The organism is Serratia sp. PL7 (assembly GCF_945957435.1).
This window is the reverse complement of the sequence record NZ_CAMFLB010000003.1, coordinates 420,212-439,805: the sequence shown is the minus strand read 5'-3', so window position 1 is coordinate 439,805 and position 19,594 is coordinate 420,212. Positions and strand designations below refer to the sequence as shown.

The window sequence follows — 19,594 nt, the reverse complement described above, 5'->3', positions numbered from 1 at the left end:
AACCGGGGGCGTTGTGCAGGAAAGGCGCGTTATTTGCCGCTGAACACGCCGGCTTTGGCATCCGCCTGTTTTGTTGAGGCATGGCCGCTGACGAACGGCACGTTGCCGTCAACGCCCTGTTTCGCCGCACCGGCGGCCAGGCCGCCAACCGTGGCCGCCGCATCGACGCGGCCGCCGCCCTGATAGCGTTGGCCGTTGACGTCCTGCTGGCTGACCTGGCTACCGCCCAGTTCCACCTTGCCTTGCTGGCTGCGGATCTCGCCGCCGGTCAGTTGGGTTTGGCCGCCGACCTGCAGCGCCACGCCGTTCTTACCGGTGATCGCCGATTGCTCGCCGACCGCGTTGTTGTTCACCACGTCGGCATTGACCTTGAGGTGCCCCTGGCGACCGGCCGGCCCGGTGATGCTGTCTTTCACCGCGCCGCCGACGGTGCGTGCGCCGCGATCCCACAGCGGGCCTTGCGGTTTTTCGCCGGTCGGCGTTGCCGGCAGCGTGACTTTGCCGTCGGCCTTGCTGAAGCTGACCGCGCCGGTGGTGTCCTGCTGCGGATCGAGGCGACGCGCCACGCTGTTGTACTTGTCGGTGGTGGCGTCGGCCACTTTGTTCACTCCGGCCTCCAGTTTCTCTTTCACCTTACCGGCGTAACGCGGTGTGCCGACCTTCGACAGCTTGGAGGTGATGCTGCTGCCCGGATCGTTGCTGTGGCTCAGGCCGGCATCCACATCGACCTTCACACCGTTCTCAACGTCTTTGCGGCTTTCAACGTGCAGATTGCCGCCCACCTTGCCTTGTACGCTGTCGGCATCGACACGCGCGCCGGCGAGACGGGTGTCTTTGCCGCTGTTGATCGCCACGTCGCCCGCGGTGATGCCGGTGTTGGCGTGGGTGGTTTTATCCTGCTGTTCCACGCCGACCTTCAGACCGGCACCCAGCGTGTGGGTATCTTTGCCAGTGTTCGGGTCGACCTTGCCGCCGGCGTCCTTGTTGAAGGTTTGGCCGCCTTTGGCGTTGGCTTTGATGCCCAGGCTCCAGTTGTCCTTATGCTGCTCGTTTTTGGCGGACTCCAGCAGGATGCCGCCGTTTTTCGCCTCGAGCGCGGCGCTGCCGCCGCTGACTTTGGCCCCCTGCAGATGCAGTGCGTTATCGCCTTTGCCGTTGGCGGACAGGGTGACCTTGCCGTCTGAGGCGATAGTGGCGCCCTGACGCTCGGTCGTGGACTCATTCACCTTGGCGATGTCGAAGGCGCCGCCGGCGGAGAGGTTGCCGCCGGTTTTTTCCTTGCTGTCGCTGCTGCCGGCGCCCAGATCGATATTGCCGGACAGCTTGCTTTCCTTACGCGTTTGGGTCGATTCCGCCGCCTGCAGTGCGACCTTGTTACCCGCGCTCAGGCTGACGTCGCCCTGGCTCTTGACGTTGGTGCCCTGCAGCGTCAGATCGCGGCCCGCCTTCAGCTCAACGCCCTGTTGGCCACTGACGTTGCCGACCTGCGCGGTGCTGCTGCTGCTTTCGCCGTTGTGGGTGCCGCCGCCGAACCCGGCGCCGAAGTTTTTACTGTCGGCGGTGAAACCGCCCTTGGCGGAGGCTTTGACATTAAAGCCGCTGTGGCTTTCGCTCTGCTTGTCGCTGGCCTGATCAAGGCGGATATCGCCGCCGGCGTTGACGGCGGTTTTACCGCTGCCGCCGTTCAGCGCGGTGCCCTGATAGACCGCGTCTTTTTTCACGTTGACGTTGATGCCGTTGGCCGCGTCGATCGAGCCGGTCACCGCCTGGCTGGCGCTGCTGTTGCTGCGCTGGGTGCCGCCTTCGCCCTTGGCGTCCACGGTCAGATCGCTGCCGGTGGAGGTGTAGACGCGCACGCCGGCGCTGCCGCGGGTATCGCGGCTCTGCTCTTCCTGACGATTTGTCGCAGCTTCGCTGCGGTGGCTGTCCGCCGTCAGCGTGACCGCGCCTTTGTTGGCTTGATATTGCGTGCCCTGATCGCGCACTTTGCCTTTGGCGTTGATGTCGATGCTGCCGGCTTTCACCGAGCTGACGACCGCCTGCGAGCTGCTGCTGCGTTTTTCGCTGCTGCCGCCCTGTGCGCCGATATCCAGGCCGACGTTAGGCGCGCCGATGCCGCCGATGTCGTTGATGACGCCGGTGGCGTCCAGCTTGGCCGCCTTGCCGACCGCACGCTCGACCGGACGGGTCACGGCGCTGTAATCGACGTTGGCACCGATGTTCACGCCGACGTCGGTTTTGGTGGTGTTGCTGCTGGTGGTGTCGGCAGCGGCCAGGTGATCGACGTCCGCGGCGTTTTCTTGATAGGTGCCGCCGACGCTGTGCTGCGCACCTTGCTGGGTCAGCTTGTCACGGGCGTTGACAGTCAGGTTGCCTTTGACGTCGCTGCCGGAGGTGACGGCCTTGCTGCTCTGCGCCTGTGTTTTGCTGTTCTCGTAGCCGGCCTCCACACCGCTGCCGAGCTTGTCGATGCCGCCGGTGTAGTAGAAACCACCGCCGACCTTGGTCTGCTCGGTATTCGAGGTGGTTTTGTCGTCCGCCGCCAGGAACGAAACCTTATTGCCGCTGACGCTGGCGTCGCCTTTGTCGGCGACCAATTTGGATCCGCTGAAGGTCACGTCCTTATCCGCGTCGAGTTTCACGCTGCCGCCGCTGAGGGTGGCGCCGCGGTTCTCGGTGCGGGTGGTTTTCTCGCTGTCGCGGGTGTGTTCGATGCGTAAACCGGCGCGGTATTGCTTGTCGCCGGCTTCTTTGGCGTAGCCGTTGACGGTGAGCGCGGTTTTCTGCTCGTCGATGTTCTGCTGCTGCTCGGCGGCCTTGACGTTGATATTGCCGGTCTGCGACGTGACGCTCAGCTCGCCGCCGCTGGCGACCTGGCTGCCGATCACGTCGGTGTCCTTACGGCTGACCAGCTTCAGGTTGGTGTCGGACTTCAGCTCGCTGGCGGTGCTGCTCTGATAACTGTTATCGGCCTTGTGCGAACTGCTGGTGATGTTGAAGGCGGTGCCGGTACGCGCGTCGATTTTGTCCACGGTGGTGCTCAGCGCGTTGTCGATGCGCAGGCCGCCGTGGGTGGCGGTGACTTCGCCGCCTTTCTGGCCGCGCGCCTTGCTGCCGGTAATGGTGACGCCTTGCTGACCGTTCAGGCGCAGGGTGCCGCCGCTGGTCAATTCGGAAGCGTGGCTGACTTCGCGGCGATTGCTGTTGTTCTTGTTGTCGCCGCCGCCGATGCCGCCCCAGGAGGTTTTGTCATCGCGCACCGCTTTGGCGTTGGCGGTTTTCTGCACCCCGACCTGGATTTGGTTATCTGCGTCGATCGTCAGATCGCGCTGGGCGTGGACCTTGGCACCCTGAGTCGAGACATTGCGGCCAGCTTTCACCGTCAGTTCGCCCTGGCTGCGCAGTTCACTGGCCTTCAGGCTTTCGCTTTCGTCGCTGCTGCTCCAACTGCCGGTGCGCAGGCTGGAGGTGTGGTTGCGCTGATAGCCGCGTTCGCTGGACTTATCTTTCTCCACCAGCCCGGCGAGGTGCACATCGCGAGCCGCTTTGACGCTCAACGCCCGGTCGGCGCTGACGCTGGCGCCCAACAGGTTCACGTCTTCCCGAGTACTGACGAGTTTGGCGTTGCCGCTGGCGGCGACGGTGCTGCCCGCCTGCTGCAGTTGCTCGCGTTCGCGGGTGACGTCGTATTGCCAGGAATAGAACCAGCGGTCGTCGGTGTGACCTTGAGTTTGCTTCAACTGCTGGCCGTCGAGCGTCAGCTTGCCGCCCTGCAGGGTGATGTCTTCGCCGCGAATATCGGTGGCGGTGAGGTGCGCGTGGTTATCCGCCACCAGGCTGATGTTCTTGCCTTTCAGCTCGGTGCGGGTCAGCTTCTGGCTGCTGCTGCGATCGTTGACGTAGATGCCGCCACGGTAATTTTGATAGTTATCGCCGCCGTTTTTGTTGCTGCTGGCATCTTCAATGCGGCTTTCGCTGTGAATATCGTAGGCTTTCACCTTGAGTTCGTCGCCGGCAGCCAGCGTGCCGGCCAGCTTCACGCCGCTGCCTTGCGCGGTGTTGATGATGTTGATGCGCCCGGCCTGCATGCTGCCGAGGTAGTAGCTGTCCAGCGCGGTCGTCGGCTGTTCGCTGGCCAGCACCTTGCCGTCGCGCGCCACGCGGTTAAGGCCGCTGATGGCGTTGATCGCCGCCGGCGTCACTTTGCCGTTGCGGTGGGTGAAGTCTTGTACGATGACGTTGCCGCGGCTGTCTATCTTCGGTGCGATCAGATCCAGCACGCCGCTGGCGTTCAGGGTGCCGTTGAGGCTCAGGGTATTGCGGTTGCCCAGGGTGCTGTAGCCCTGCAACAGGCCGTTTTCCACCAGCGGGTTGCCGACCACCAGCGAGGAGCGGCTGGTGTTGATGAACCCGCAGCCCTGGCAGCTGATGCCGTTCGGGTTGGCCAGCACGTAGTCGGCCGCCATGCCGAAGATCTCTTGCTGGCCGTGCAGCAGCGACGGGTTGCGGCCGATCACTTCATTAAGGATCACACTGGCTTCGCGTCCGCCCAGATTCGGGTTGGCACCCAGTTGCCCGGCCAGCTGCGACAGCCCCGCCTCGCGGGAGTTGTTCAGCACCGCGCCGGGTTGGTTGACGTTGAAGTCCTGGTATTGGTTATGCGACAGTCCGCTGCCGTTCGGCGCGACGATGTCGACCACCTGGGCGCCGGTGGCGGCGGTGGAAACGCCGGGGCCGTTGGCGCCGTTGGCCGCGACGATCTCTCCGGCGTAGGCGCCGGTGGAAGCGGCGAGAATTATCGCCAGCGCGGCGGCCAGTTTGCCTGCCGCCGAAAGTCTGAAGTTATTATTTTTCATCCATGTATCTCCGTATATTGCCGTGGGGTCCTGCAAAACTGCTGATTAAAAGGTGTAAGAAAAGCGCGCCAGCACCTGAACGGGATCCTCGGGCGTGGCGTGGTTCGACAAGATCCAGCCGCGGCTGACCTCCAGATCGACCAGCGCCTGGCGGTAGCGTAACGTGGCGCCGCTGCTCAGCCCGGCGCTGCTGCGCCAGCCCGAGTTATCCTGACGCGGCAAAATGCGGCCGACGTCGGCGCCAAGGCGCGGCGTCAGCGTGGCGGCGCCTAAATTGAAGCTGCGCGACAGCGTATTCTGCAGATACCAGCCGTTGTCGCCGGACTGGGTACTGCGGCTGAAGCCGCGTACGGCGCTGCGATCGGTGAGGCTCAGCCACTCCACGCCGGGCAGCGGGTCGCGGCTGTACTGGCCATAGAACAGGTTGTTGAGCTGATAGGTGGCGTCACCCAGCTTGAGACGCTGGCTGAGGTTGGCGAACAGCTTGCCTTTGGTGAACTGGCTGTCGAGGTGCACCGAGCTCGGGTGGCGATCGGCGCCCAGCCATGGCAGGCCCTGTTCGACGCTGAGGTTGGCGCTGAACACCCCGTTGGGCAGAATCTGCAGGTGGCTGGCGCTCAGCTCGGCCAGGGTCAGCGTGGGGCTGCTGACCTCGAGGCGCACGCTTTCGAAGTAGTTATCGATGCGCTTGTAGGTCAGCTGTCCGCTCAGGCTGTCTATCTGATCGTGATCGCGGTAAAACACGTAGTCGCTGCGCAGACCGTACTGTTGGGTCTGGCCGTGCAGTTTGACCACGTTGTGCGGCAGCTGCTGGTGGTTCTCATAGGACGAGAAGCTGGCGAACCCGCTGAAGGTGAACGCGCCGTACGGCAGCGAATAGAGCAGGGTATAGGCGCGATTATAGCGGTGAGCCGGGTTTTCCAGCGTGCTGTTGGCGTTCAGGCTGACGAAGTCCGACAGGCCGAACGGGCTGTCCAGCGTGGCGGTGGCACGTGCCAGCCACTGGCCGGTGCTTTTTTGGCCGTAATTATCCGTGCCGGCGGTAATCAGCCAGGGCTTGGCATGCTGGTTGCGCAAACGAATAACCGAACCGCCAACCTGATGGCCGGGCAATATATCCAGCTTGGTGGTATTCGATTGCAAACGGTTGGCCTGATCCAATCCCTGGTCGAGTTCGGTTAATTTCAACGGCTTGCCTTCCAGCCCCGGAAATAATAAACGACTGTTGACCCAGCGATCGCCGCCTTCTATTTTCTCGATAAATCCTTCGGTGACGCTTAACCCCAATTCTCCTTGTGAATTAGGGCGAACAATTTGCACGCGCGCGGTGATATAGCCCTTTTGCACATAAAGACGCGTTAATTCACGGGTCAGGCGATTGATATCGTTGCTGCTGATGCACTGTTCCGGCAACGCGCTCAGGGCGGATAAATCGCTCGGCGAGAGCAGGGTGACGCCCTGCAGATAAACGCCGGCGATCGGCAGGCACTGCGCGGACTGCGGCAGGGCGGGCGCGGCCGGCTCCGGCTCCGCCAGCAGGCGTTGCTGCTTCAGCTGCTGGTAACGGCGTTGCTCAATCAACTGGTTGACTTCACGCGTGCTGTCTTGCAGCGCGCGGCGCGACTCGCCCATCGACATATCCCGCATCATGTGGGCATCCGGCAGGGTTTCGGCGGAAAGGGCCGTGCTGACCAACAGCGTCAAGGCGGTGATTTTTTTTATCATTGTAATCCATTATGAGAGGCCGCCGGGGCAGCCAGCCCAATCCATGAGGTTAACCACGGGCGGCCGAGGGCCGGCCCGAAATAATGAGCGACATGCACATTGCGAGGTATCTTGATTTGCCGCAGCAAATAAGACGGTGGGTATATATCTAAATAATAATTAGGCTGCTTCTTTTATGGCGGGCAACCCTGGTGACTTAATTAATTAAAAAAAGTAGAACGTCTCTTCCTCTTGCCAACATTATCGGCATGGATAGGAAGAATCTGAATTTTTATTTTTCACGGATGATAGGGGATGAGGGAAATTATGACAATCCGACCAGTGGGAAATACGAAATTTCGCAGGGAAGAAACGGGACGCAATTGTTTGCGTCCCGACAGGCGGTTTATTTTTTCTTGATAGGGCGGCCGGACCAATACCCTGCCAGCAGCGAACCGGAGAGGTTGTGCCAGACCGAGAACAGCGCGCCCGGCAGCGCGGCCAGCGGCGAGAAATAGATTTTGCCCAACGTGGCTGCCAGCCCGGAGTTCTGCATCCCGACTTCGATCGCCAGCGTGCGGCAGGTGGACTCGTCGAAGCCGAACAGTTTGCCGCCCCAGTAGCCGCTCAGCAGGCCGATGCCGTTGTGCAGGATCACCGCGACGATCACCACCAGACCGACCGAGGCGATATGGCTTTGGCTGCCCGCCACCACCGCGCTGATGATGGCCAGAATGCACACCATCGACAGCGCCGGCAGCAGCGGCTCGATGCGCTTTACCGTTTTGGTCAGGGTATGGTGGACGATCAGGCCCAGGCCGATCGGGATCACCACGATCTGCAGAATGCTCAACAGCATGCCCATGATATCGACGCTGATCTCGGCGTCGACGTACAGGCGGGTCAGCAGCGGCGTGGCGAACACCCCCACCAGCGTTGAGACCGCCGAGATGGTCACCGACAGCGCCACGTCGCCCTTGGCCAGATAGATCATCACGTTGGAGGCGGTGCCGCTGGCCACGCTGCCCACCAGCACCATGCCGGCGGACAGATCCGGCGGCATGCGAAACAGCATCGCCAGGATCCAGGCCGCCAGCGGCATGATCAGATAGTGCAGGAAGATGCCGGCCGCCACCGGGCCGGGGCGCGCCAGCACGCGTTTGAAGTCGTCCAGTCGCAGCGTGACGCCCATGGCGAACATGATCAGCATCAGCAGCGGGCTGACGTAGGGGCCGATGCCGGTAAAGGTGGTCGGCGTGTAATAGGCGGCGACGGACAGCAGTATCGCCCACAGGGGGAATAAACGCGTGAGTAGAGCCAACATGCAGGTTTTCCTTAGCCAGATTGAGAACGATGGGTGTGGTTGTGTTTTTTGCGGGTTCAACAGGCTGAACCCCTGCAGGTTTTGAACGGATTTTTTAGACGCAGGGGCGCAGCATGCTGCGCCCGCAATCAGGGATAATGACTTATTCGAACAGGTTGTGATGCAGGGTACGCACCACCTGTTCGGCTTCTTCGCCCGGCACCAGGAAGCACAGGTTATAGCTGCTGGCACCGTAGCAGATCAGGCGGATATTGAACGGATCGAGCACGCCGAACACCTCTTTGCCCACGCCGCAGGCGCGCGACAGCTGGTTACCGATGATCGCCACCAGCGCCAGGTTTTCTTCCACTTCCACCCGGCACAGCGACGACAGTTCGGTCAGCAGTGAGGTGGTCAGCAGGCTGCCGCCGACGGAGGTGGCGCCGGTGGTATCCATGGTCAGCGCGATGCTGACTTCCGAAGTGGTGATAAGATCGACGGAGACATTATGGCGCGCCAGGATGTTGAACACCTCGGCCAGGAAACCGCGCGCGTGCAACATGTTCAGGCTGTGCAGCGTCAGCAGCGTTTGCTTGCGGCGCAGCGCCAGTGCGCGGAACAGCGGCGGATTCTCGGTGGTGTTGCACACCAGCGTGCCGCCGGCCGCCGGATCCTTGCTGGAGCCGACGAACACCGGAATGTCGCTGCGCACCGCCGGCAGCAGGGTGGCCGGATGCAGCACTTTGGCGCCGAAGGTGGCCATTTCCGCCGCCTCTTCGAAACCGATTTTGTCGATGCGCTTGGCCGCCGGCACCACCCGCGGATCGGTGGTGTAGATGCCCGGCACGTCGGTCCAGATATCTACCCGGCCAGCGCCGAGCGCCTCGCCGAGCAGCGCGGCGGTATAGTCGCTGCCGCCGCGGCCGAGCGTGGTAGTGCGGCCTTTCGGCTCGCTGCCGATAAAGCCCTGGGTGACCACCAGCGCTTCCTGCAGGCGCGGCTGCAACTGCGTCCGGGCCAGTTCGCTGAGCGCGGCGCTGTCCGGCACGGCGCGGCCAAAGTGATCGTCGGTGCGCATCACTTTACGCACGTCGAACCATTCGGCCTGCACGTTGCGGGCGCGCAGGATTTCCACGAACAGCAGGGTGGACATCAGCTCCCCATGGCTGACCAGCTCGTCGGTCAACGCCGTCGAGGTGGCCAGCGACGCGGCCTCCGACAGCATGGCGATGTTTTCCAGCAGGCGGTCTATCTCGTCGCGGATCACCGCAGGCGCCGCGAGGCGATCGAGGATGGCGTACTGGATGCGACGAATTTCATCAAGCTGGTAGTTGCGCTTGTCGGCCTCGCAGCCTTCGGCCAGGGCGACCAACAGGTTGGTGACGCCCGCCGAGGCGGACAACACCACCAGGCGGACCTGCGGGTTGGCCAGCACGACGTCGGCGCTGCGGTTCATGGCTTCAAAGTCGGCGACGCTGGTGCCGCCGAACTTGGCTACCACGGTGGAATTCTGGGGTACTGCTTGGTTCATGTAGAAACCTCGTGTCAGGGATGCCCGTTTGGGGCACTGTAATTCCATAGCCTTGGCACAAGGGGAGAGCGGTAAACAGGGGGCAGGCGTAGAGGTCAGGCTACGATACACCCAGAAGCGCCCCACCTTGTCGATCGCCCTGTGGCGATCCCCTGGTGACAACCCAGGGGATTCAGCCCCTGTAGTCGATACGATAATGGCCGGCCATTATCGTACCTCGGCGTCGCTCCCCCTCGGGTGCCGTCAACGGAGAAACGGCTCCTCTGACACTCTACCTGGGCGACGCGCCTCTTCTGGCTTGCGCACCGGGTGCGCAAGTAGGCTGTTAGGAATAGCCGGTTATCGCCATTCTGTCAACGTACAGACGGTGAGGGATTTTCATCTTGTACCAGCGCGATAAGCGTACAGGGCATCGTGGGCGTGGAACCGGCGCCAATCGGTTGCAGAGAACCGTCTTCCTTTTGGCTGAATAGCGGGATAACGCCCTGATGTTTCTCCAAATACTCCAGCCAACCGAAATTTTCGTTCAATTTGGTCGCTTTGATGGTGGCCCCCCTGGCAAGCAGGCTGCTCAGGCGGCCGTAGGTGGCTTCCTGATTAAATAAAATTTCATGCCGGCGGAAACGCGAACTTTCCGCGCTGGCGCCGCGCCCTTTCAGCGGCGCCCCCGAACGGATGGCAAACACGTGATCCTCGCCGAAGAGATGGCCGAAGTGGTAGACCGCCAGCGCGTTCTGGTGGCGATTGGGCGACAGCGCCAACACCTGGGCGATATTGCTCAGATCGAGGTAGTTCTCGGCGTGTTCGGAGTAGGCGTGGCCATAATAGGCCGGAATGCCGTCCATACGCGCCTGACGGTAGTATTCCCAACTGCTGTCGGTGACGATCACCGGCACGTTCAGCTTGATCAGCGCCTGCGCCAGCATGCGCGCCACGCTGTTGGCGCCGACGATCAGTACGCCGCGCGGCTTTTGCTGCTGCACCCGCAGCCAGCGCGCCATCATGCCGCTGGTCAGGCTTTGCAACACCACGGTACCGATGATGATGGCGAACACCACGGTCACCAGCCGGTCGGCGCCCTGATAGCCGCTGCGCTGCAGCGTCAGCGCGAACAGCGAGCTGACCGCCGCGGCCACGATGCCGCGCGGGGCGATCCAGCACAGCAGCAGCCGATCGCGCCAATGCAGGGAAGAGCGCCAGGTCGAGACCGCGATGCACAGCGGCCGGGCGATGAACTGCACCGCCAGCAGCAGCAGCAGCAGCGGCCAGCCCATGTTCCACAGCGCCTGGATGTCGAGCCGCGCCGCCAGAATGATGAACAGCGCCGAGATCAGGATCGCCGACAGTTCTTCTTTGAACGCCAGAATATCGCTGGTATCGACGTCGCGCATGTTGGCCAGCCAGATGCCCATCACCGTGACGGTCAACAGGCCGGATTCGTCGGCGATGGCGTTGGAAACGCCGAAGGCGGTCAGCATGATCGCCAGCACCGCCAGGTTCTGCAGGTAGCGTGGCAGCCAGACGCGGCGCAGCGCCAGGCCGAGCAGGTAGCCGAACAGCGCGCCGGCGATAAGGCCGACGGCGGCAGTCACGCCCAGCGTCCAAAACAGGTGGGTATAGGACTCCGCATTCTGCTTCAGTACGATGAACTCGAACACCAGCAGGGTGAAGATGGCGCCAACCGGATCGATGACGATCCCTTCCCAACGCAACACCTGGTTAATGTTGGCGTTCGGTCGCACCACGCGCATCAGCGGAGCGATCACCGTCGGCCCGGTCACCACCGTCACCGCGCCGATCAGCGCCGCCAGCTCCGGCGGGAAATCCAGCAACCACCAGCTGGCGAGGCTGATGACCAGAAAGGTGACCAGCATGCCGACGGTGACCAGATTACGCACCACGCCGCCGAGGCCGCGTATCTCCTCGAAGCGCAGCGTCAGCGCCCCCTCGAACAGGATGATCGCCACCGACAGCGACACCAGTGGAAACAGCAGATCGCCGAACAGCAGATCCGGCTGCACCAGATGCACCGTCGGGCCGAGCACGATGCCGAACAGCAGCAACGGCAAAATGGCCGGCAGACGCAGCAGCCAGGCCAGCCACTGCGCCAGCAGCGACGCCAGGCCGATAAGCACCAACATAAGCGGGGCGGATAATTCCATAAGCGAGATCCCTTTCAAATGACGAAATAAGTAACGATGACACAGCCTGATGACAATTCGGCAACCCCGATAACAGGCCGTTAGCCAAAAGTATAGAGTGAAAGCTGAAACGAGGCGGCAATGCGTTGACAGTTAGCGCCTATCGCAAGAAAAGCGATCATAATCACAGTCGAACAGGCTACAATCGGACAAACGCGTCATTTTTATTCTCAAGCCTAAGAGTGTTGCTATGAAAAATATCAATCCTAGTCAAACCGCTGCTTGGCAAGCCCTGCAGCAACATTATGCACAGATGAAAGACGTACGGATCGCCGACCTGTTCGCCGAGGACAGCGATCGTTTCTCCAGGTTCTCCGCGACCTTCAACGATCAAATGTTGGTGGACTATTCCAAGAATCGCATCACGCAGGAAACCCTGGAGAAGCTGCAGGCGCTGGCGAAAGAAACCGATCTGCAAGGCGCCATCAAATCGATGTTCGCCGGTGAGAAGATCAACCGCACCGAAGATCGCGCGGTGCTGCATATTGCCCTGCGCAATCGCAGCAACAGCCCGATCCTGGTCGACGGCAAAGACGTGATGCCGGAAGTGAACGCGGTGCTGGCCAAGATCAAACAGTTCTGCGCGCGCGTCATCGGCGGCGAGTGGAAAGGCTACACCGGCAAGCCGATTACCGACGTGGTGAACATCGGCATCGGCGGTTCGGATCTCGGCCCTTACATGGTGACCGAAGCGCTGCGCCCGTATAAAAACCACCTGAACATGCACTTCGTCTCCAACGTTGACGGTACCCACATCGCCGAAACGCTGCAGCCGCTGAATCCGGAAACTACGCTGTTCCTGGTGGCTTCCAAAACCTTCACTACTCAGGAAACCATGACCAACGCCCACAGCGCGCGCGACTGGTTCCTGAGCAGCGCCGCCGATCAACAGCACGTGGCCAAGCACTTCGCTGCGTTGTCCACCAACGGCAAAGCGGTGGCCGAGTTCGGCATCGATACCGACAACATGTTCGAGTTCTGGGACTGGGTAGGGGGCCGTTACTCCCTGTGGTCGGCGATCGGTCTGTCGATTGCGCTGTCCATCGGTTACGACAACTTCGAGCAGCTGCTGAGCGGCGCGCACGCCATGGACAAGCACTTCGCCGAAACGCCGGCGGAGAAAAACCTGCCGGTGCTGTTGGCGCTGATCGGTATCTGGTACAACAACTTCTTCGGCGCCGAAACCGAAGCCATTCTGCCGTACGATCAGTACATGCACCGTTTTGCCGCTTACTTCCAGCAGGGCAACATGGAATCCAACGGCAAGTACGTCGACCGCAACGGCAATCCGGTGGATTACCAGACCGGCCCTATCATCTGGGGCGAGCCGGGCACCAACGGCCAGCATGCGTTCTACCAGTTGATCCACCAGGGCACCAAGCTGGTGCCGTGCGATTTCATCGCGCCGGCCATCAGCCATAACCCGCTGGGCGATCACCACGCCAAACTGCTGTCCAACTTCTTCGCGCAGACCGAAGCCCTGGCGTTCGGCAAGTCGCTGGAAGTGGTGGAGGCGGAGTTCGCGGCGCAGGGTAAAACCCCTGAGCAGGTTAAACACGTGGCGCCGTTCAAAGTGTTTGAAGGCAACCGTCCGACCAACTCGATCCTGCTGCGTGAAATCACCCCGTTCAGCCTGGGTAGCCTGATCGCGCTGTACGAGCACAAGATCTTTACTCAGGGCGCGATCCTGAACATCTTCACCTTCGATCAGTGGGGCGTGGAGCTGGGCAAACAGCTGGCTAACCGCATCCTGCCGGAGCTGGCGGGCAGCGAGAAAATCAGCAGTCACGACAGCTCGACCAATGCGCTGATCAACCGCTTCAAGGAATGGCGCTAAGCGCCTGAGCTGAAGCCAATAAAAAACCCGCCGCGGCGGGTTTTTTTACGTCTGCGAAAGTTACAGATTGATTGGCACTTCGAAGCTGACGCCCGCGCCCACGTCATCGGCGGTGCTGTGATCGTTGTCGGTGTACCACAGGCTGGTATCGAATTTAACCTGAGAATCGAAGCTGTAACCCCAGCCGAGCTGAATGCCTTTCAGCGTATCGGAACGCGGGAACGCCCGGTTGATAGTTTGGTTGTTCGGGTTCACTTTGGCGTACACCAGTCGGGTACTCCAACGTTGGCCATCGTCCAGCACCATTTCCACGCGACCGGACAGCATTTGGCCGTCTCCGCCCATCGCATGACCCAGCGGATAACCTTGCTGGTAGTAACCGCCCTTGTAGACGTAGTGGTAATACATCACATTATTGTCGTGGCCATCGGAGCGTGTATCCGACCCTTCGATATACCAGTTGATGGTCGTTGGACCCCACTCTGGGTGCCCTTCCAGGCCCAACAGATAGGCATTATGCGAAGGCAGCATACCGGCTTCATCTTCGCCGGTGATTTGGCCATACAGGCTGACCGGCAGACCGATGAGCGGCTGCAGCTTGAGTTTGAAGTCAAATCCGCCCAGTTGGTTGCCCGGATCGTTTTTCGGATCGCCGGTGTTATCGTTGCCAGTTACGCCATCCCAGAAGGAACTCCAGGAGTGAGGGCGGCCTTCACCACCCCACATCATGACGCGTGAAGCGCCCAACTCCAGAAAGTCGGTAGGCATCATAGTGAAACGGCCGCCAAACAATTTGGTATGTGGGACAGAACTGTACTGCGACAGCTGGCCGGCGGACAATTGATATTGCCAGCGGCCGATCCACGACAGCCACGGGGTTTCAAACGGTGATTGGTCGGCGCGCTGCAGCATAAAGCCGGCCACCGGGCGCGCGGCGTCGGAGCGGATCAGGCTGCCGTCGTAGCCCGGTCCCCACCACTGGGAAACCTCGCCGAAGGAGAGCCACTGATTCCAGATTTTCACCGCGCCGTAGGAGCCGTTCATATTGAATTTGGAACCGTCGCTGACGCGCTGATCGCCTTCCACCGAGCCCTGCAGACGCACGTCCCAGAACTCGCCGTTGGCGCCGGCGCCGATGGTCAGGCGATCGTCGGCGTACTCGTTTTGGCCGAAGCCCTGCGGGGTGCCGGGTTTATCGGTCGACGCGTAACCGCTGACGCGGATGTTGGCTTTCAGGGCATCGACACGACGTTGTACGCGGTCAATGACGTTTTTCTCGGTGTTGGTCACCGGCTTGGCCTGCGCGATAACGGAACTGATCTCTTCTTGACTCAGCGGCCAGGTGGACAGGCTGACGTTGATAACGCCGCGGTCAGACAACCAGGCGAGATCGTTACGCAGATCGTTGTCAGGGGCTACCAGGCCGGCGGCGTGGCCGGACAATGCACAGGTAAACAGGCCCGCAGCGACCAGTCCGTTAAGTTTAGCGCGCATAAAGAATTCCCTTGTTAATTCGAGGTTATTGGTTTTATGTAAAGATCTCTGTGACCCATGATAGTTGACATTTCGATTTGCTACAAATCTATAAGCCAGAAACATCTTATTATAACTTTATGAATTAAATGGGGTTTAAAGTGCTTTCGCGCGGGGCATAATTTTTAAGACAATGCCTATATTGGCACGGTTGAATCATATAAGCGGTATTCAGAGAGAGGTTTTATGGCAAAAACGTCGCGTTCGATAATGATAGCGAAAGGACTGCAGCGAGTGCTGAACGTGGGCTTGTTGCTGCTGGCGGCAATTCTGGTGGTGTTTCTGGTCAAGGAAACCATCCATCTGGCGAAGGTGTTATTTATCAACAGCGAAGAGTCGTCTTCTTACCTGTTGATTGAAGGTATCGTGATTTATTTCCTGTACTTTGAATTTATCGCCTTGATCGTCAAGTATTTTGAGTCGGGTTATCATTTCCCGTTGCGCTATTTTATTTACATTGGCATTACCGCGATTATTCGTTTGATTATCGTGGACCACAAAAACCCCATCGATACCTTGATCTACGCCGCGGCGATATTGGTGCTGGTGGTGACGCTCTATCTGGCCAATACCGACCGGCTGAAACGGGAGTAGCGATAAAAATGGCGGCCAAAGGCCGCCAAAGACACAGGATTACCGCTATCGCGGAAAGACATCAAACGCACTGCAGTGGCACAAATTACCCCTTCACGCCGCCGGCCGTCAGGCCGCCCACCAGCCAACGCTGCGCCAGCAGGAACACGGCGGTAATCGGTATCGCCGACAGCACCGCGGCGGCGGCGAAGTCGCCCCACAGATAGTTCTGCGGGTTGAGATATTGCTGCATCCCCACCGCCAGCGTGTAGCTGTTCACATCGCGCAGCAGCAGCGACGCGACCGGCACTTCGGTGATGGCGGCGATAAACGACAGAATGAACACCACCGCCAGAATCGGTACCGACAGCGGCAGCAGCACCAGACGGAATGCCTGCCACGGCGTGGCGCCGTCCAGCGCTGCCGCTTCTTCCAGCGAGTTGTCGATGGTTTCGAAATAGCCCTTGATGGTCCAGACGTGCAGCGCGATGCCGCCCATGTAGGCGAAGATCACGCCGCCGTGGGTGTTCAGGCCGATAAACGGAATGTACTGGCCCAGGCGATCGAACAGGGCGTACAGCGCCACCAGCGACAACACTGCCGGGAACATCTGGAAGATCAGCATGCTTTTCAGCAACGTGCTCTTGCCGCGAAAGCGCATACGGGCGAAGGCGTAGGCGCAGGTGGTGGACAGCGTCACGATGCCGATGGCGGTGATCGCCGCGATCTTGATGGAGTTCCACAGCCACAGCAGCACCGGGAACGGCGGCGGCGTCACGCTGCCGTCGGCGTGGGTGACGCTGAAGCCGAGCGCCAGCCGCCAGTGATCCCAGGAGAGGGTTTCCGGTATCAGGCTGCCGGTGGCGAAGTTGCCGGCGCGCAGCGAGATGGCGACCACCATCAGCAGCGGGAACATGATCAGGGCGATAAAGCACAGCATCAAAATATGGGTGATCCACAGGCGCAGGCGCTGGGACTTGGGTTGAACCATGGCCATCGTTATTCTCCCTAATCGAAGTTCATCTTGCTGGCTTTTAAATTCAGGATCGCCAGCGCGCCCACCAACAGGAAGATCAGCGTGGCGATGGCGGCCGCCAGCCCGAAGTCTTGCCCGCCGCCGCCTTCGAAGGCGATGCGGTAGGTGTAGCTGACCAGCAGATCGGTATAGCCGGCCGGCGTGGTGGTGCCGATCATGTCCGGGCCGCCGTTGGTCAGCAGCTGGATCAGCACGAAGTTGTTAAAGTTGAAGGCGAAGCTGGCGATCATCAGCGGCGTCAGCGGCTTGATCAGCAGCGGGAAGGTGATGCGGAAGAAGTTTTGCCACGGGTTAGCGCCGTCCATCGCCGAGGCTTCGTACAGATCGTCCGGGATCGCCTTCAGCAGCCCCATGCACAGGATCATCATGTAGGGGTAGCCGAGCCAGGTGTTGACGATCAGGATCATGCTCTTGGCGGTGAGCGGATCGCTGAACCAGGCCGGTTTGATGCCGAATAGATGGCTGAGCATCATGTTGATCTCGCCGAAGCTTTGGTTGAACAAGCCTTTGAAGATCAGGATCGAGATGAATGACGGCACCGCATAGGGCAGGATCAGCAGCACGCGGTAGATCGCCTTGCCTTTCAGCGCCTCCCACTGCACCACGCAGGCCAGCACCATGCCGACCGCCACGGTGAGGATCACCGTCATCACCGAGAACACGATGGTCCAGATGAAGATCGACACGAACGGTTTCTTAATGCCCTCGTCCTGCAGCACCCGCAGGAAGTTTTTCCAGCCGGTGGTGACGGTATAACCCGGGCTCAGGGTTTCCTGCGCCCAGCCGCCGTCGGCGTTGATCGCCTGATAGAAGCCGGTGTCGCCGTTTGGCCGGTAGCGTACCTGGGTCTGGTTGTTGGTCAGCGTGCTGCCGTCTTTGTCCAGCGCATACAGCGGGCGGGTGCCGGAGAACTGGCGCAGGGAGCTCATGCGCAATTCCCCGCCGTCGGGCAGTTGCGCCACCAGCTGGCTCAGCGCCTGCCGGTTCTGGGTAATCACCCGCAGCGTGGCGCGTTCGCCCTGCGGCGCGGCGTTCTGCGCCGTCAGTTTCAGGGTTTGCGGCGCGGCGGCGTCGAGGCGGAAAGGCTCGGAGATCAGCGGCTGTTCACTGTCCGGTGGCGTCAGCTGCAGGCGCCACTGCTGGTTTTCCGCCGGGTAGAGGCCAAAGGTAAAGGTTTGGCCGCTCTGGAACTGGCGCTGCATCAGCACCGATTGCGCGCGTTCAAAAGTCAGCTGGTTGGTGCTGCTGTAGTTGGTGAAAGCGATGGCGATGGTGCAAATCAGCGGGAACAGGACGAACAGCCCCATGCCGGCGACGCCGGGATACACATAGCGCCAGGCGTAGGCGCGGCGGTTGGCGAAGACGTAAAGCCCGGCGCTGACCAGGATCAGCGTCAGGATGGCGAACAGGTATTCACCCTGTGCATACATCAACACAATCAGGTAGCAGGTCACCAGGCTGAACAGGCCGACCACCAGCCATTTCAGCGCGTCGCTTTGCCACCACTTCGATTTTTTACGCGCGGGCGTCCCGGCGTGAGCGAATTGCATAGGGCGTTCCTTTCTGTGAAGCAACGGCGGGGCACCGTGGCACCCCGCACGACGTCGTTACTTGGTGATACGGGTCTGCACGTCGTCCAGCGCGGCTTTCACCGTCTGACGGCCGCTGACGGCGTTGATCACCGCGCTGCGTTCGGCGTACCAGAAGGCGCTCATCTGCGGGATGTTCGGCATGATTTCCCCGTTTTGCGAGTTCTGCATGGTGGCGGCGATCTTCGGATCTTTGGCCAGCGCTTCCTGGTAGGACTTCAGCGCCACCGCGCCCAGCGGCTTGTCTTTGTTGACGTCCGCCAGCCCTTCGTTGGTCAACAGGTAGTTCTCGAGGAACTCGGTCGCCAGCTCTTTATTCGGGCTGGCGGCGTTGATGCCGGCAGTCAGCACGCCGACGAACGGCTTGGACGGCTTGCCTTTGAAGGTCGGCAACAGCGTCACGCCGTAGTTGATTTTGCTCTGCTCGATGTTGTTCCAGGCCCACGGCCCGTTGATGGTCATCGCGGTCTGGCCTTTGTTGAACGCGGCTTCGGCGATCGAGTAGTCGGTATCGGCGTTGATGTGTTTGTTTTTCACCAGATCGACGATGAACTGCAGACCGGCCTGCGAACCGGCGTTGGCGACGCCGACATCCTTGATGTTGTATTTGCCGTTTTCATACTTGAAGGCATAACCGCCGTCGGCGGCGATGATAGGCCAGGTGAAGTAGGGTTCCTGCAGGTTCCACATGATGGCGCTCTTGCCGTTGGCGCGCAGCTGTTTGTCCAGCGCCGGGATTTCTTCCCAGGTCTTCGGCGGCTGTTTGACCAGGTCTTTGTTATAAATCAGCGACAGCGCTTCGACGGCGATCGGGTAGCCGATCAGCTTGCCGTCATAGCGCACGGCGTCCCAGGTGAACGGGAACAGCTTGTCCTGGAAGGCTTTGGACGGGTGGATTTCGGCCAGCAGGCCGGACTGCGCATAGCCGCCGAAGCGGTCGTGGGCCCAGAAGATGATGTCAGGGCCGTCGCCGGTGGCGGCCACCTGCGGGTATTTCTCTTCCAGCTTGTCCGGGTGCTCGACGGTGACTTTGATGCCGGTGTCTTTTTCGAATTTCTTGCCGACTTCGGCCAGGCCGTTATAGCCCTTGTCGCCGTTGATCCAGATAACCAGTTTGCCTTCCTCGATCTTGGCGAAGGCGGAAGAAGAGAGCACCAGGGTGGCCAGTGCCGAGAGTGCCAGCGTGCGGGCGAGGGTAATGCTGCGAGTCATAATCCAGTCCTTCTTTTTGTGGGCACATAAATCAAGGAGAGACGTTTCGCGGTAATAGTGGGTCACAACGCGACATATTCTCATCCTCCCCCCCTCTACGCCCCTGAGATGAGGAGTGTGATCCAGTTAACGTTGCGCTCTATTCTGTGGCGTCAGGCACAAAATGGGGGGGCGATTTTTGCCAGCCGGATCACAGAATTGCCTTAAGCGCGGAACTTC

At 60.7% G+C, this 19,594-nt stretch carries 11 protein-coding genes and 1 riboswitch; of the genes, 2 read left to right on the top strand and 9 right to left on the bottom strand.

All coding sequences use genetic code 11. From position 1 onward, the window contains the following. Window positions 1-29 precede the first annotated feature (29 nt). The 5 genes from N6G83_RS20170 to N6G83_RS20150 form a co-directional block, all read right to left on the bottom strand. The gene (locus N6G83_RS20170) at window positions 30-4,856 is read right to left on the bottom strand and encodes a hemagglutinin repeat-containing protein (RefSeq protein ID WP_260515789.1); all 4,827 of its coding nucleotides are present in this window, start codon (window positions 4,854-4,856) and stop codon (window positions 30-32) included. Window positions 4,857-4,901: 45 nt separating this feature from the next. Next, window positions 4,902-6,581, bottom strand: a complete 1,680-nt coding sequence (locus N6G83_RS20165) for a ShlB/FhaC/HecB family hemolysin secretion/activation protein (RefSeq protein WP_043139641.1) — start codon at window positions 6,579-6,581, stop codon at window positions 4,902-4,904. A 385-nt stretch (window positions 6,582-6,966) separates the two neighbouring features. Continuing rightward, on the bottom strand, window positions 6,967-7,884 hold the full coding sequence (gene panS, locus N6G83_RS20160) for a ketopantoate/pantoate/pantothenate transporter PanS (protein ID WP_025304471.1): 918 nt from the start codon (window positions 7,882-7,884) through the stop codon (window positions 6,967-6,969). Between the two features lie 142 nt (window positions 7,885-8,026). Continuing rightward, entirely contained in the window at window positions 8,027-9,394 is a 1,368-nt protein-coding gene (gene lysC, locus N6G83_RS20155; protein ID WP_025304470.1) for a lysine-sensitive aspartokinase 3, read from the bottom strand. A gap of 107 nt (window positions 9,395-9,501) precedes the next feature. Beyond that, a riboswitch (Lysine riboswitch) is annotated at window positions 9,502-9,695 on the bottom strand. Between the two features lie 52 nt (window positions 9,696-9,747). Next, entirely contained in the window at window positions 9,748-11,556 is a 1,809-nt protein-coding gene (locus tag N6G83_RS20150; protein WP_260515787.1) for a cation:proton antiporter, read from the bottom strand. Between the two features lie 229 nt (window positions 11,557-11,785). Here N6G83_RS20150 and pgi point away from each other — a divergent pair, with 229 nt between their 5' ends. Beyond that, a complete protein-coding gene (gene pgi, locus N6G83_RS20145; RefSeq protein ID WP_004936690.1) occupies window positions 11,786-13,432 on the top strand; it encodes a glucose-6-phosphate isomerase in 1,647 nt (548 codons plus the stop codon). 60 nt (window positions 13,433-13,492) lie between these two features. Here the strand turns inward: pgi and N6G83_RS20140 are convergent, their stop codons facing one another. After that, window positions 13,493-14,926 carry a capsule assembly Wzi family protein gene (locus N6G83_RS20140; RefSeq protein ID WP_043139652.1) on the bottom strand — a complete coding sequence of 478 codons (1,434 nt, stop codon included), beginning with the start codon at window positions 14,924-14,926 and terminating at the stop codon, window positions 13,493-13,495. Between the two features lie 225 nt (window positions 14,927-15,151). Between N6G83_RS20140 and psiE the strand changes: the two genes are divergently transcribed. Then, window positions 15,152-15,559 (top strand): phosphate-starvation-inducible protein PsiE, encoded by a 408-nt coding sequence (gene psiE, locus N6G83_RS20135; protein ID WP_015379238.1) that lies wholly within the window; start codon window positions 15,152-15,154, stop codon window positions 15,557-15,559. Window positions 15,560-15,644: 85 nt separating this feature from the next. Here psiE and malG read toward each other — a convergent pair whose 3' ends face one another. From malG to malE, 3 genes are read right to left on the bottom strand one after another with little or no spacing between them, the layout of a single operon-like run. Beyond that, window positions 15,645-16,535 (bottom strand): maltose ABC transporter permease MalG, encoded by an 891-nt coding sequence (gene malG / locus N6G83_RS20130; RefSeq protein ID WP_025304466.1) that lies wholly within the window; start codon window positions 16,533-16,535, stop codon window positions 15,645-15,647. Window positions 16,536-16,546: 11 nt separating this feature from the next. After that, complete coding sequence (malF, locus tag N6G83_RS20125; protein WP_149570345.1) at window positions 16,547-18,124, bottom strand: maltose ABC transporter permease MalF; 1,578 nt, start codon at window positions 18,122-18,124, stop codon at window positions 16,547-16,549. Between the two features lie 57 nt (window positions 18,125-18,181). Next, window positions 18,182-19,375, bottom strand: a complete 1,194-nt coding sequence (gene malE, locus N6G83_RS20120) for a maltose/maltodextrin ABC transporter substrate-binding protein MalE (RefSeq protein ID WP_025304464.1) — start codon at window positions 19,373-19,375, stop codon at window positions 18,182-18,184. Window positions 19,376-19,594: the final 219 nt, after the last annotated feature.

Bases quoted from the DNA above. Each gene is read 5' to 3' on its own strand.
- pgi (WP_004936690.1), top strand. From the start codon at position 11,786: ATGAAAAATATCAATCCTAGTCAAACCGCTGCTTGGCAAGCCCTGCAG.
- lysC (WP_025304470.1), bottom strand. From the start codon at position 9,394: ATGAACCAAGCAGTACCCCAGAATTCCACCGTGGTAGCCAAGTTCGGC.
- N6G83_RS20150 (WP_260515787.1), bottom strand. From the start codon at position 11,556: ATGGAATTATCCGCCCCGCTTATGTTGGTGCTTATCGGCCTGGCGTCG.
- N6G83_RS20165 (WP_043139641.1), bottom strand. From the start codon at position 6,581: ATGATAAAAAAAATCACCGCCTTGACGCTGTTGGTCAGCACGGCCCTT.
- malG (WP_025304466.1), bottom strand. From the start codon at position 16,535: ATGGCCATGGTTCAACCCAAGTCCCAGCGCCTGCGCCTGTGGATCACC.
- malE (WP_025304464.1), bottom strand. From the start codon at position 19,375: ATGACTCGCAGCATTACCCTCGCCCGCACGCTGGCACTCTCGGCACTG.
- malF (WP_149570345.1), bottom strand. From the start codon at position 18,124: ATGCAATTCGCTCACGCCGGGACGCCCGCGCGTAAAAAATCGAAGTGG.
- N6G83_RS20170 (WP_260515789.1), bottom strand. From the start codon at position 4,856: ATGAAAAATAATAACTTCAGACTTTCGGCGGCAGGCAAACTGGCCGCC.
- N6G83_RS20140 (WP_043139652.1), bottom strand. From the start codon at position 14,926: ATGCGCGCTAAACTTAACGGACTGGTCGCTGCGGGCCTGTTTACCTGT.
- panS (WP_025304471.1), bottom strand. From the start codon at position 7,884: ATGTTGGCTCTACTCACGCGTTTATTCCCCCTGTGGGCGATACTGCTG.
- psiE (WP_015379238.1), top strand. From the start codon at position 15,152: ATGGCAAAAACGTCGCGTTCGATAATGATAGCGAAAGGACTGCAGCGA.